This is a genomic window from Streptosporangium sp. NPDC000239, assembly GCF_040300765.1.
GTDB lineage: Bacteria > Actinomycetota > Actinomycetes > Streptosporangiales > Streptosporangiaceae > Streptosporangium.
The window spans coordinates 23015-35428 of sequence record NZ_JBEPEI010000012.1; the positions used below are offsets into that span (position 1 = coordinate 23015).

Consider the following 12414-nt stretch of genomic DNA (forward strand, 5'->3'; position numbering starts at 1 on the left):
CGTCGAGGTGTGCACGCGAGGTTCTCCACCACCGAGGAGATCATGTCGGTCGGACCGCCCAGGCCATGGCGGACCGGTGGACGGGCCGACACCGGCATCGGCACGGCCGTCCTACGAGTGGTCGGCGCGAGAGCGCCGGGTTCGCCGACCCGGAAGCCTGCTCCCCGAACCGGTCGCGGGGCCTTGGCCGAGAACGACCACCGGCCCGAGCGGACCGGCCTTGGGCTGAGAACGATCTACTTCGAGGACGCGGCCCGTACCATGCGAAGCTGGCCTATCTCGCTGGCGTTCTTCATCAGCTCGGAGTTGACCCAGGCGATCATGTGGGCGACGGTGTGCTCGGAGTCCTGCGGCCAGGGGAAGGGGGCCGGGGTGTCCAGGTCGGCGTCGGTGAGGCCTTCCAGCACGGTCAGCCAGGTGGTGCGGAGACCACGCAGCCACCCGACGGCGCTCGTTCCGTCACCCGGCCAGGTGACCTCGGTCCTGTCCCGAGGCGCGCGTCCCTGGGCGTGGTCGATGGTCACACTCCACCACCAGCCGATATGCCAGCTCACCCAGCCGATGGTGGGAACGGGGATGGGGTCGGGCTCGGTCTCCGCCCAGTCGGGCACCCATGCTCCCGTGGCGTCACGGCGTACGGTCCAGCAAAGGGGGGCGGGTTCCCACAGGAAGTCATCGGGTCGTAGTCGTTCCAGGTGGTAGTCGAACAACGACCAGGTCAGGTCGAACTGCCAACGCAACAGATCACATCGAGATGTACGCATCAAGACAGAATGGCAGGCTCCGGACAACGATCGACCGTCCCACACGGGGGTTCGGACGAGGTGCGGGGTGGGCACCGCCACGACGCGGGGGGTTTCCGTGCCAGGGGTCGAAACCAGGTGAGGGCTGGTCGGTCGGCGCCACCACGCCACCGGGGCCGCCCGTGGAGGTTCGTGAGAACGTTGATCGACACCGCCACGGCACCAGGGTCGTCCGCGGAAGTTCGAAGCCGGGTGAAGGATCGGTCGCTGGGGCTTTCCTGGGAGAGCGGGGCCGGGGAAGGATCAGTCGACACCGCCACGGCGCTGGGAACCTCCACACGAGGGTTCGAAGCCGGGTGAAGGCGTTGCGACGCCGCCACGACGCCGGGGCTTCCGCGGGGAGGGTGAGGCGGAGCTCCGCCGGAGGGTAGCGTGGGACGCGGCGCCGTACAGGTGTGGAGTCCGCCGGTTCGGATGGAGGCTCCGCCTTCGCGCCGTCGTCGGGAACGTTCCGGGGAGCACCACATGACCAGGCCGTTCGTCCTGTCCTCCGTCGCCGTCTCGCTTGACGGTTACATCGACGACGCGACCTCGGAGCGGCTGCTGCTGTCCAACGACGAGGACTTCGACCGGGTGGACGCCGTACGCGCCACCTGCGACGCCATCCTCGTCGGCGCCGGAACCGTCCGCGCCGACGACCCCCGGCTCATGGTCCGCGCCGCGCACCGCCGTCAGGCCCGTGTCGCCGCCGGCCGGCCGGAGTCTCCGCTCAAGGCCGTCATCGCCGGGCACCGGCCCCTCGACCCGGCCGCGAGGCTCTTCACCACCGGCGACACCGCAAAGGTCGTCTACGCCACCACCCCGGACGTTCCCGTCCAGCGGGACGCCCTCGCCGAGGTCGCCTCGGTCGTCGACGCCGGTGACCCCCTCGACCTGCGAGCCGTCCTCGCCGACCTCGCCGAACGAGGGGTGGAGCGCCTCATGGTCGAAGGCGGCGGCACCGTGCACACCCGGTTTCTGGCGGCGGGTCTCGTGGACGAGCTCCACGTCGTCACCGCGCCCTTCTTCGTCGGCGACGCCGCCGCCCCCCGCTTCGTCAACCCCGCGTCGTTCCCCTACGACGCGAGGAACCGCATGCGACTGCTCGAAGTGCGGCCCATGGGGGATGTCATCCTCGCCCGCTATCAACCCGTCCGGCCGCCGGAGGCCTGACGGCTCAGTAGTCGAGGAAACCGTGGGCGACCGCGACGCGGCTGGACGGCGTCGGCCGCACCCCGGTGACGCGTTCGGCCAGTGCTCGCGCCGCGGCGAGCCCGCCCGTCGCCCTGCCGTGGACCAGCCCGAGCTCGATCCGGTCGGCCAGGAAGGCCGTCTGGTCGTCGACCTCGTGGGGGAACAGCGGGTCGAAGGACAGGATCTCGCGGCCGTCCGCGTAGTGGTTGAAGCCCGCGACCATGTTCACGTTGACGAAGACGCTCGCCACGACCGTCCCCGCTGACAGGGGCCGCAGCACCTCTCCCAACGACCCGGCGTAGCCGATCGCCTCGCCGAGGATGGTGCCGCCCTCGGCCGGGTAGGCGCAGATGAGCCCCACGTCGATCTCGCCTTCCTCGTCGTCGCCGTCGAGCACCTCGACACCGAGACGGGCCAGTGCCTCGTGCGGGGTGAGGCCGCGGACGTGCGTCGCGCAGAACGCCTCGTCGTCGAGCCAGCCGTACGTCATGGGAGCCCTGCTCTCCGTAGGGGGTCGGATACGGGAATCCTGGCAGGCGGGTCCGACAGAAACCGCGCACGGTCTGCGATTTGTGGGGGTTTATCGATTTTGTGAAGGTGTACGGGCTCGTTCCACTGGACGCAAGTTTGGGCGTTCCGGAGAAACGACCTGGCGATTGCTTCGATTATGTCGGTATGTCAATGGGGTCGATGTCGCCGACCGCGAAAGCGTTGTTGAGTGTGCCTCTCGCGGTCGCGATCAACAAAATCTTCGACGATGGGATGTTCAGCCTGCAGTGGACCATCATCGCCGTGGTGCTGACCATACTGATCGCCGAGCCAACACCCACAAACCTGCTTGGGCCCCTCTCCACCAAATCCCCTATAAGCAGACTTTTCATCTTAATTACTGAAAGCTCAATCAACGTTAAGACCTGCCTGCTCCTGCTCACCGTGCTGGCCATCGCCCTCCCCTGGCCACCCATCCCGATCGACCCCCCATCCGAGCCGGGGAACAGGGCGTCTTCCACGCCGCCACCCCCACTGAAAAGCCCGACGGGAAGCCCGACAGTGCATCCGACGGGGAATCCGACAGGAAGCCCGACGGTGAGCCCTCCGGGGAAGCCGCCGGGAGGTCTGCCGTCTCCGCTCGCGGCCGATCCGTGCCGTCTGGTCGACGCCGTGAGACTGGGCCGGTTCGGGAAAACGGAAATTGATCCAGCTTACGGAAATTTCGACCGGTGCGATGTCCTGATATATCCACCGGGAGAGGATGAAGTGGATGTCAAGGTGGAATTCGATCCCGGTCCACTTCCTGAGCAGACCACGTCCTCCGAAACCATGAAGAACGTCATCGTCATGAAGGAGCCCGCCCAGAGCACGGAATGCGAACGCAGGATGGCGTTTTCCGCGGACAACGACACGATCGTGTCGGTAACCGCCAAACGCGGGGAGAAGGGCAGGACCTCCCTGTGTGACATCGCAGACACGGCGGCCGAGATCGCCGCCGAGAAACTCGGTGCCGGAGAGCTGGAGAAGTATCCCCGCTCTCTTCCCCGGGACTCCCTGGCGAACGAGGACGCCTGCGCGCTTCTCAGCCCGGACACCCTGGGAGAGTTCGTCCCAGGCGTCGACGCGGCGAATCCCTACGTGGGCTACGGCAACTGGACGTGCAAATGGTCCAGTACCACCGGTGATCTGCGGGTGAACCTGCACTTCGACCAGGGGCGGCAACCGGACTCCACCGACGGGGCACCCACCCGGCTCAACGGCTACCGCGCCTTCGTCGAGAGGTGGGCGGACGACGAGAGGGCATGCCTGACACAGGTGGTCTACCGCTCCTATCCCGACCGGTACGGCAGGACGAAGGCCGAGACGCTACAGCTGCTGGTCGACGGTTCCTTCCCGATGGACCGGCTCTGCCGCGTCTCCACCGAACTGGCCTATTCCGCCACCGCCCAGCTGAGGGGGGCCGCCTGACCGTACGGTGTGCGACGCCCCGGGACCCGGCGGCGGGCCCCGGGGCGTTCGCTCCTCGTTACCCGAACTGGCCGGGCTGGTAGTCGCCCGCGGGCTGCTGGATGATCACGTTCACCCGGTTGAAGGCGTTGATCAGGGCGATGAGAGCCACCAGGGCGGCGAGCTGCTCCTCGTCGTAGTGCTTGGCGGCGTTCGCCCAGACGTCGTCCGGAACGCCACCGGCCGCGTCCGCGATGCGGGTGCCCTGCTCGGTCAGTTCCAGGGCGGCGCGCTCGGCGTCGGTGAAGACCGTGGCCTCCCGCCAGACCGCGACCAGGTTGAGACGGAGCGGGGTCTCTCCGGCGTGCGCGGCGTCCTTGGTGTGCATGTCGGTGCAGAAACCACAGCCGTTGATCTGGCTGGCGCGGATCTTCACCAGCTCCTGCGTCGCGGTGGGCAGCGCCGAGTTGTGGATCGCCGTGTTCGCCGCGATGAGGTGCTTCAGGAACTTCGCCGCGACCGGGTTGTCGAGCGGATTCAAACGAGCGTCCATGGTGCGCTCCTTGTCGTTGCGGTGGTTACACCTCTCTGACCAACCAGCCGGGCCGGATGTGACGCAAATGAGTGTGATGTACATCTCCTGCCCGTCGAGCCCCTGTCCTCACCGCCCGGAGGGGCACCCGGGCGAGGGCTCGGCGAACGACAGTCCTGACACTCTTGGTGATCGAATATGCACGTAAGGTAGTAGTTGGCCGGGCGGCTTGAAGCTTGGCCGGGTGTGTTATTTTTTGACCATGCGGCCAGAAAACAAGCCGGATCGACAAATGTCGTTCATCGAGGAGGCGCGGCGAGCACAGATCATCGCGTCCGCGATCGAGGTGCTCGCCTCGGTCGGCTTCGCCAAGGCGTCGCTGGCGGCCATCGCCAAGCACGCGGGCATCAGCAAGGGGGTGATCTCCTACCACTTCGCCGGCAAGGACGAGCTGATGGAGGAGATCGTCACCCAGATCTACACGAAGATCGCCGAGCGGGTCATCGCCAGGCTGGAGGGCCAGGACACCGCCGTCGGGATGCTGCGCACGTACATCCTGTCCGTGGCCGAGCACATGCGCGACCACCGCACCCAGCTCCTGGCGCTGGGTGAGATCTTCCACAACCTGCGCGACGCCGAGGGCAAGCCGCGGTACGGCGCGCACACCAACGAGGAGCTCTACCAGGGCATCGAGCACATCTACCGGTTCGGACAGAGCACGGGCGAGTTCCGTGCCTTCGACCTGCGCGTCATGGCGATCACGCACTCCTCCGCCGTCGACGCCATGTTCGCCTACTGGGCGGTCACCCCTGACCACGACCTCGACGCGCACGCGCGCGAGTTGGCCGACTTCTTCGAAAGGGCGGCGGCGAAGTGAAGACCGAGACCAGGACCAGAACCAGACTGTTCGCCGTCGACAACCTGCGTGTGGTGCTCACGGTCCTGGTGGTCCTCCACCATGTCGCGATCACCTACGGCCACATCCCCGCTTGGTACTACTTCGAGGAGGCCAAGGACGCCAGCGGCGTCGCGCTCGACATCCTGGTGATGTTCAACCAGGCGTTCTTCATGGGGTTCTTCTTCCTCATCTCCGGTTTCTTCACGCCCGCCTCCCACGACCGCAAGGGCGGCGGGGCTTTCGTCCGTGACCGGTTGAAGCGGCTCGGCATCCCCCTGCTGGTGTTCCTCCTGCTGCTACGGCCCCTGCTGGTCGCCGGCTTCTACCCGGACGGCATTCCGTACTGGTTGTTCTACCTCGGCTCGTGGGACGCGGGCCCGATGTGGTTCGTGGAGGTGCTGCTGGTCTTCGGCATCGTGTACACGCTGTGGTCGAGGCGGGCCGGAGCGTCGAAGCAGGCCGTCGAGCCCCGGCGCACCGAGCTGACCGCGCGGGCGATCGTGCTGTTCGCGCTCGGGCTGGCGGTGGCCACGTTCCTGTGGCGGTTCCTGGTACCCGTCGGGACCTACTGGATCGTAATCGGGCTGCCGACGCCCTCCCACCTGCCGCAGTACGCCTCGATGTTCGTCGTCGGAGTGCTGGCCTACCGGCGTGGCTGGTTCGAGACGCTGCCCGCCAAGGCGGGACGGATCGGCTTTCTCGCCGCGACCGGGGTGACGCTGGTCGTGCTGCCGCTGAGCATGACGACCGAGGGTGTGCTCCACCAGGCGTTCAACTCCCTGTGGGAGTCGACGTTCGCCGTCTCGATCATCGTCGGGCTGATCGTGCTGTTCAGGAACCGGTACAACCGGCAGGGGGAGGGTGGCAGGTTCCTCTCCGAGCACGCCTACACGGTCTATTTCATCCATCCGGTCGTGCTCGTCGCGGTCGGCTACGCGCTGGCCTGGCTGCACGCTCCGGCGATCGTCAAGTTCGTCGTGGCCGCCGCCGTCTCGTTGCCGCTGTGCTGGGGGGTGGCCTGGCTGGTGCGCGCGCTACCCGGCGCCAGGCGGGTGTTGTGAGGTCAGGTCTCCGTGCAGGTGGTGTCGGTCGCGGGCATGACGCCGTCCACCAGATAGCGGTTGACGATCCGGTCGACGCAGTCGTTCTTCGGGGAGAACAGACCCGCGTAGACGGTGTGCCGGAAGGCGCCGCGCAGGGTGACCAGGCGTGATCCGGTCAGGGCCCGATGGGTGGCCCGCTGGCCCTGGTACGGGGCTCCCGGGTCGCCCGTCGCACCGACCATCAGGACCGGCACGTCGTTGCGGACCCGGGTCGGCGGCTCCGCGGGCGCCACGGGCCAGAACGTACAGGGGGTGAGGTTGCGGATGAGCGGCCCGAACAGGGGCTCCCCTGCCCGGTGGGCCTGGATGTCACGGTAGTAGGTCTCGGGGTCGCGGGAGGCCGCCCGGTCCGCGCAGAAGATCGCGTTCTGTACGGCCGACGCCCCGTCCGCGTCCGGCCCGGAGAAGCCGGTCAGCACCTGCTCAAGGACCGGGGTCGGGGTGACCTCGACCCCCCTGGCCGCGTCACCGAGCACCTTGACGTCGGCGGCGAAGCTGCCGTAGGCCTCGTCGCTGTCTCCTCCGGTGACGTTGAACATGATCATGGGCAGCACACGACTGTCCACCTGGAACCGGCCGACCCTCAGCGGGCCCCGGCCGGTCGCCCGGTTGATCCGGTCGACGACGGCCAGCACCTCGCCCGCCGTACGGCCCAGCCGGTAGCGGTCGTGGTGACGGGCCGTCCAGGCCGCCCAGTCCCGCATGACCCCGGCGAGGGCCGGGCCCTGGTACCGGGCCAGGTCGGGGCCGTAACGGTCGACGTCGAGCGCGCTGTCGAGGACGACCCGGTCGGCACGGCCGGGGAACAGCTGGAGGTAGACGGCGCCCAGGTAGGTGCCGTACGACGAGCCGAGGTAGGACAGCTTCCGCTCACCGAGGGCGGCGCGGATCACGTCCATGTCCCTGGCGGTGTCCCTGGTCGAGACGTACGGCAGCACGTCCCGGTGGGCGGCGCAGCGGGAGGCCAGGTCCCTGGCCAGCGCCGTGGTCCGGTCGAAGGAACGCCGGTCGGGCCCGGCGGAGCCGACGATGGGACTGGGCCAGCCACAGTTCAGCGGGGTGCTGCGCCCGACGAAGCGGGGGTCCATCCCGATCAGGTCGTAGCGGGCGGCGACCTCGGGCGCGGCGTTCTTCACCATGAGCGCGAGGTAGGTCACCGGGACGCCGGGGCCGCCGGGGTTGTAGAGCAGCGTGCCGCGCCGGTGCGCGGGGTCGGTCGCCTTCAACCGGGACATCGCGACCTTGATGGTCCGCCCGTCGGGACGGCCGTAGTCGAGCGGCACCGTGACCTCGGCGCACTGGGCCTTCGCCGCGTCCAGTTCCTTGCCCGCCTCGTCGTCGGGGCCGTTCTGGCAGCGGTGCCAGTCGATCCGCTGGTTCTGGAACCTGGCCAGACCGTCGTCGGCCGTCGCCGTACCGGTCAGAACGGTGGCCAGGGCCGTCCCGGCCAGCACCGCCGCCATCCCTCGTCCGCGCATCGGACTCTCCTCTCGCTTCGTCATGCGGGGCACGAGGCTAGGCGGGCGGGCCGCGGCGGCGCGTCAGTCCGGGGTCTGGTCTTGCCAACCCTCGTGACCTGCGCTTTCGTCTGCCGGGGGATGGTTCTTGGTGGAGAGGGTCCTCCTGGGGTCGCAGGTCCTCCGCGTCATCGTCATCCCCAGGGGGCACGTGTTCACCGGGTCGCGGAACCTAACATGTGTCACGCGATGCGGCTGTTCAGGAGGAATGCCCCGATGTTCGGAGTTCACCGGCGTGACGGGGTGCTCGTGGCCGTGATCCTCCTGGGGTGCGTGGTCCTCAACGACCGTGTCTACGGCTCCCCGGGGCCGTTGGTCCTCCAAGTGGCGCTGGCGGCGCCGCTGGTGTGGCGGCGGCACGCGCCGTTCACGGTGTTCTGCGTGGTGGCCGGGGCGGCGCTCGTGCAGTGGTTCGCCGACGTCCAGACGCTGACCGACGTGGCGTTGCTGGTCGCCCTCTACACGGTCGCCGCCCGTTCGGCCTGGCGGTACGCGCTCGCCGCCGGGGTCGTCCTCGAAGCGGGAGTCCTGCTGGCCGCCGCCCGCTGGGCCGCGCCCGCCGACAGGTTCCTCAACTCGGCCGCCTTCCTGACCGCCGTGGTCGTGGCCGTCGCCGTCACCGGCGTGAACACCCGCATCAGGCAGGAGCGCGCCGTACGGCTCGAACACGAACGGGACCAGCGGGAACGGCTCGCGGTGGCCGAGGAGCGCGGACGCATCGCCAGGGAGATGCACGACATCGTCACCCACAACCTGTCGGTGATGGTCGCGCTGGCCGACGCCGCCGTCTTCGCCCAACGGTACTCACCCGAGCGGGCCGAGGTCGCCATGCGGCAGATCTCCGGCACCGGACGGCAGGCGCTGACCGACATGCGGCGTTCCCTGGGCGTGCTGCGGGCCGACGAACCGGACGCGAGCCGGCATCCGGCTCCCGGCCTGGCCGAGCTCGAACCGCTCGCCGCCCGGACGCGCGCCGCGGGACTGTCCGTCCGTCTCTCCCTTGAGGGGGACGTCTCGGCGGTTCCCGCCGCCGCGCAGCTCACGGTCTACCGGCTGGTCCAGGAGGCGCTGACCAACACGTTCAAGCACACCCCCTCCGGGACACGCGCCGCCGTACGGGTGCGGTGCTCGGGCGACGCCGTCACCGTCGAGGTCGTGGACGACGGCCCGGCGGCGCGGGTCCCCGGCCCGCCGTCGGACGGGCACGGCCTGGTGGGCATGCGCGAACGCGCCGCCGCGTACGGCGGGACCCTGGAGGCCGGTCCCCGTGACGGCGGCGGCTGGCGGGTCGCGACCAGGCTCACCCTGACCACGACGGGCGTGACCGGGGGCCTGGGCATGGCGAGGACGGCCGGGCCCGGTTTGGACGGGGCGGGTGAGACCGGGGGCCCGGAAACGCCGGGTGCCGCCGGGCCTGGTCCGGGTGTGGCGGCCGGTAAGGGGGCGGTGTGACGATCCGGGTGTTGCTGGTCGATGACGAGTCGCTGCTGCGGATGGCCTTCACCATGGTCCTGGACGCCCAGCCGGACATGGAGGCCGTCGGGGAGGCGGCCGACGGCGCCGAGGCCGTACGGCTCGCCAGGACACTGCGTCCCGACGTGGTGCTGATGGACGTCCGGATGCCCGGGATGGACGGCATCGAGGCGACCGGCCGGATCACGCGTGTCTCACCGTCGTCGAAGGTGCTCATCCTGACCACCTTCGACCTCGACGAGTACGCCTTCGCCGGGCTGCGGGCCGGAGCCTCCGGCTTCCTGCTGAAGAACGCCCTGCCCGAGGAGTTGCTCGCGGCCATCCGCAACGTCGCGGCGGGCGACGCCGTGGTCTCCCCCAGGATCACCCGGCGGCTGCTGGAGACCTTCGCCCACCGGCTTCCCCACGGGGAGCGTCCCGTGTCCGACGAACGGCTGGAACGGCTCACCGCGCGTGAGCGGGAGGTGCTCGTCGAGGTGGCGCGCGGTCTGTCGAACACCGAGATCGCCGCCGAACTGCACCTCGCCGAGGCGACCGTGAAGACCCATCTGGGCCGCATCCTGCTGAAACTGGAGCTGCGCGACCGGGTCCAGGCCGTGGTCTTCGCCTACGAGAGCCGCCTCGTCCACCCGGCGTGAGCGTTCTCGCGACTGGTTTGTGATCTGTCCAGAAGTGGGTTTCGGGTGCTTAACGGGGAGACCTTCCTAGATTCCTACTCTCTCTAGGGGTAATGATGCCTTCTGCCTTAGGTGCTCCCATAGCGCCCATCGCCGCGCACAATCTGCTCGTCTTCCTGCTCCAGGTCAGCCTGTTACTCCTGCTGGCGCTGGTTCTCGGGCGGCTGGCCACCCGGTTCGGGATGCCCGCCGTCGTCGGCGAACTGTTCGTCGGCGTGGTCCTCGGCCCCTCCTTCCTGGCGCACGTCGCGCCCGGCCTGCAGACCTGGCTGTTCCCCGCCGACCCCGAGCAGTTCCACCTGCTCGACGCCGTGGGCCAGATCGGCGTGCTGCTGCTGGTCGGCCTCACCGGCATCCACATGGACATGAAGCTGGTCCGCCGCCGTGGCGTCACGGCCGCAGGAGTCAGCGTCGGCGGGCTCGTCGTCCCCCTCGGCCTCGGCATCGGCGCCGGGTTCCTGCTGCCCAGGACGCTGGTGCCCGAGGGCACGGACATCACGGTCTTCGCGCTGTTCCTCGGTGTGGCGATGTGCGTCAGCGCGATCCCGGTCATCGCCAAGACGCTCATGGACATGAAGCTGCTGCACCGCAACATCGGGCAGCTCACCCTGACCGCCGGGATGATCGACGACGCCTTCGGCTGGTTCATGCTGTCGATCGTCAGCGCGATGGCCGTCAACGTGGCCTCGACGGGAACCGTGCTGACCTCGCTCGCCTACCTGACCGTCATCGTGGTGTTCGCGCTGACGATCGGCCGTCCCCTGGTCAGGTACGCCTTCCAGCTCACCGCCAGGTCGGAGGAGGCGGGTCCGGCCGTCGCCACCGCGGCCGTGCTCATCCTGCTCGCCTCGGCCGGTACCCACGCGCTCGGGCTCGAAGCCGTCATCGGCGCGTTCGTCTGCGGCATGCTCATCGGTAGCGCGGGCAAGGTCGAACCGGCCAGACTCGCCCCGCTGCGCACGGTCGTGCTCTCCGGATTCGCGCCGATCTTCTTCGCCACCGCGGGCCTCAGAATGGACCTGACCGCGCTGGCCAGGCCCGAGGTGCTGCTCAGCGGCCTGGCCGTACTGACCATCGCGATCGTCGGCAAGTTCCTCGGCGCCTACGCCGGGGCGCGGCTGAGCAGGCTCAACAGGTGGGAGGCGCTCGCACTCGGCGCCGGGCTCAACGCCCGCGGCGTGATCGAGGTGGTGGTCGCCATGGTCGGCCTGCGGCTGGGCATCCTCGGCGTCGAGGCCTACACCATCGTGATCCTCGTGGCGATCGTGACCTCGCTGATGGCTCCGCCGATCCTGCGGATCGCCATGGCCCGGGTCGAGCAGACCGCGGAGGAGAAGCTCAGGGAAGCCGAACACCAGGCCTGGAACAACCACTCGACCAGTGGTACCGAACCGATTCTGTGACCTCAGAACAGGGTGAGCGGCTCGACCGGTACGGGCTCCGGCAGCGGGCCCAGGGCGGGCAGGTGGGACCGTACCTCGTCGTGGAAGCGCCGGGCGAGCGCGGGGGCGTCGGCGTTGTCGGGGGTGTGCAGGAAGAAGGTCGGCGAACGGCCCTCACGCAGCCATGCCACGACCGTGTCCACCCAGGGCCGCCAGCCCTCTGCGGTGCGTTCGGCGTCGTCCCGGCCGATGTAGCGGACGATCGGGTTCCCGGTGAGGGCGGTCGTACGGCGTGGCATGCGCGGCTTCTTCGTCCAGGACTCCCGCTCGGCGTCGGTCGTCGGCGGCGTCTGGAAGAGGACGACCGTGTCGAACGGCACCCACTCGGCCCCGGCGCCCGCCAGGACCTGTTCCAGCAGCCGCGCGGACCGCTCGTCCTCGAAGAACGCCCGGTGCCTGACCTCGACGGCGTACCGGTGGGATCGGGGAAGCCGGTTGAGAAAGGCCGCGAGAACACCGAGGTCACCCGGGGAGAACGAGCCGGGAAGCTGGATCCACAGCGCGTGGGCGCGTGGGCCGAGCGGCTCGATCGCGTCCAGGAACGCCCTCAGCTCCTCCTCGGCGCCGTTCAGCCGGCGTTCGTGGGTGATCGGTTTGGGCAGCTTGAGCACGAACCGGAAGTCGGGGTCGGTCTGCTGCGCCCACAGCTCGACCGTGTTCCTCGCGGGTGTGGCGTAGAAGGTCGTGTTGCCCTCGACCGCGTTGCACAGGCTCGCGTAGGCGTGCAGCCGTTCCTTCTGCGGAAGGGGATGGGGGATGAAACGCCCCTGCCATGAGGTGTTCGCCCACATCGCGCATCCCACATGAAGCCGCATGTACCGACGCTATCCGAGTACGGCCCGCGTCCGGTCATCGGAT

Annotated in this window: 12 protein-coding genes; 7 read left to right on the forward strand and 5 right to left on the reverse strand. The window is 69.1% G+C overall.

Annotation, left to right across the window (positions count from 1 at the left end; all coding sequences use genetic code 11):
• Positions 1–236: 236 nt before the first annotated feature.
• Positions 237–764, reverse strand: coding sequence for a DinB family protein (locus tag ABT340_RS26425; RefSeq protein ID WP_352013522.1), 528 nt, complete (start codon positions 762–764; stop codon positions 237–239).
• Positions 765–1268: 504 nt separating this feature from the next.
• On the opposite strand from ABT340_RS26425, the gene ABT340_RS26430 reads away from it, so the two are divergent.
• Complete coding sequence (locus ABT340_RS26430) at positions 1269–1955, forward strand: RibD family protein (protein ID WP_352013523.1); 687 nt, start codon at positions 1269–1271, stop codon at positions 1953–1955.
• A 4-nt stretch (positions 1956–1959) separates the two neighbouring features.
• Here ABT340_RS26430 and ABT340_RS26435 read toward each other — a convergent pair whose 3' ends face one another.
• Complete coding sequence (locus ABT340_RS26435) at positions 1960–2466, reverse strand: DUF6461 domain-containing protein (RefSeq protein WP_352013524.1); 507 nt, start codon at positions 2464–2466, stop codon at positions 1960–1962.
• A 200-nt stretch (positions 2467–2666) separates the two neighbouring features.
• On the opposite strand from ABT340_RS26435, the gene ABT340_RS26440 reads away from it, so the two are divergent.
• Entirely contained in the window at positions 2667–3935 is a 1269-nt protein-coding gene (locus tag ABT340_RS26440; RefSeq protein WP_352013525.1) for a DUF3558 domain-containing protein, read from the forward strand.
• Positions 3936–3993: 58 nt separating this feature from the next.
• Here ABT340_RS26440 and ABT340_RS26445 read toward each other — a convergent pair whose 3' ends face one another.
• The gene (locus ABT340_RS26445) at positions 3994–4467 is read right to left on the reverse strand and encodes a carboxymuconolactone decarboxylase family protein (protein ID WP_352013526.1); all 474 of its coding nucleotides are present in this window, start codon (positions 4465–4467) and stop codon (positions 3994–3996) included.
• A gap of 241 nt (positions 4468–4708) precedes the next feature.
• On the opposite strand from ABT340_RS26445, the gene ABT340_RS26450 reads away from it, so the two are divergent.
• Entirely contained in the window at positions 4709–5323 is a 615-nt protein-coding gene (locus ABT340_RS26450) for a TetR/AcrR family transcriptional regulator (RefSeq protein ID WP_386189749.1), read from the forward strand.
• A complete protein-coding gene (locus ABT340_RS26455; protein ID WP_352013528.1) occupies positions 5320–6405 on the forward strand; it encodes an acyltransferase family protein in 1086 nt (361 codons plus the stop codon). The genes ABT340_RS26450 and ABT340_RS26455 overlap by 4 nt, the downstream gene beginning before the upstream one ends.
• 2 nt (positions 6406–6407) lie before the next feature.
• Here ABT340_RS26455 and ABT340_RS26460 read toward each other — a convergent pair whose 3' ends face one another.
• Positions 6408–7925: an alpha/beta hydrolase gene (locus ABT340_RS26460; RefSeq protein ID WP_352013529.1), complete on the reverse strand. Its 1518-nt coding sequence runs from the start codon at positions 7923–7925 to the stop codon at positions 6408–6410.
• A gap of 255 nt (positions 7926–8180) precedes the next feature.
• Between ABT340_RS26460 and ABT340_RS26465 the strand changes: the two genes are divergently transcribed.
• The 3 genes from ABT340_RS26465 (at position 8181) to ABT340_RS26475 (ending at position 11517) form a co-directional block, all read left to right on the forward strand.
• Positions 8181–9416: a sensor histidine kinase gene (locus tag ABT340_RS26465; RefSeq protein WP_352013530.1), complete on the forward strand. Its 1236-nt coding sequence runs from the start codon at positions 8181–8183 to the stop codon at positions 9414–9416.
• Positions 9413–10075, forward strand: coding sequence for a response regulator (locus ABT340_RS26470; protein WP_352013531.1), 663 nt, complete (start codon positions 9413–9415; stop codon positions 10073–10075). Before ABT340_RS26465 ends, ABT340_RS26470 begins: the two co-directional genes overlap by 4 nt.
• 95 nt (positions 10076–10170) lie before the next feature.
• Positions 10171–11517, forward strand: coding sequence for a cation:proton antiporter (locus ABT340_RS26475; RefSeq protein ID WP_352013532.1), 1347 nt, complete (start codon positions 10171–10173; stop codon positions 11515–11517).
• 2 nt (positions 11518–11519) lie between these two features.
• Here the strand turns inward: ABT340_RS26475 and ABT340_RS26480 are convergent, their stop codons facing one another.
• Positions 11520–12371: a DUF72 domain-containing protein gene (locus tag ABT340_RS26480; protein WP_352013533.1), complete on the reverse strand. Its 852-nt coding sequence runs from the start codon at positions 12369–12371 to the stop codon at positions 11520–11522.
• Positions 12372–12414 lie beyond the last annotated feature (43 nt).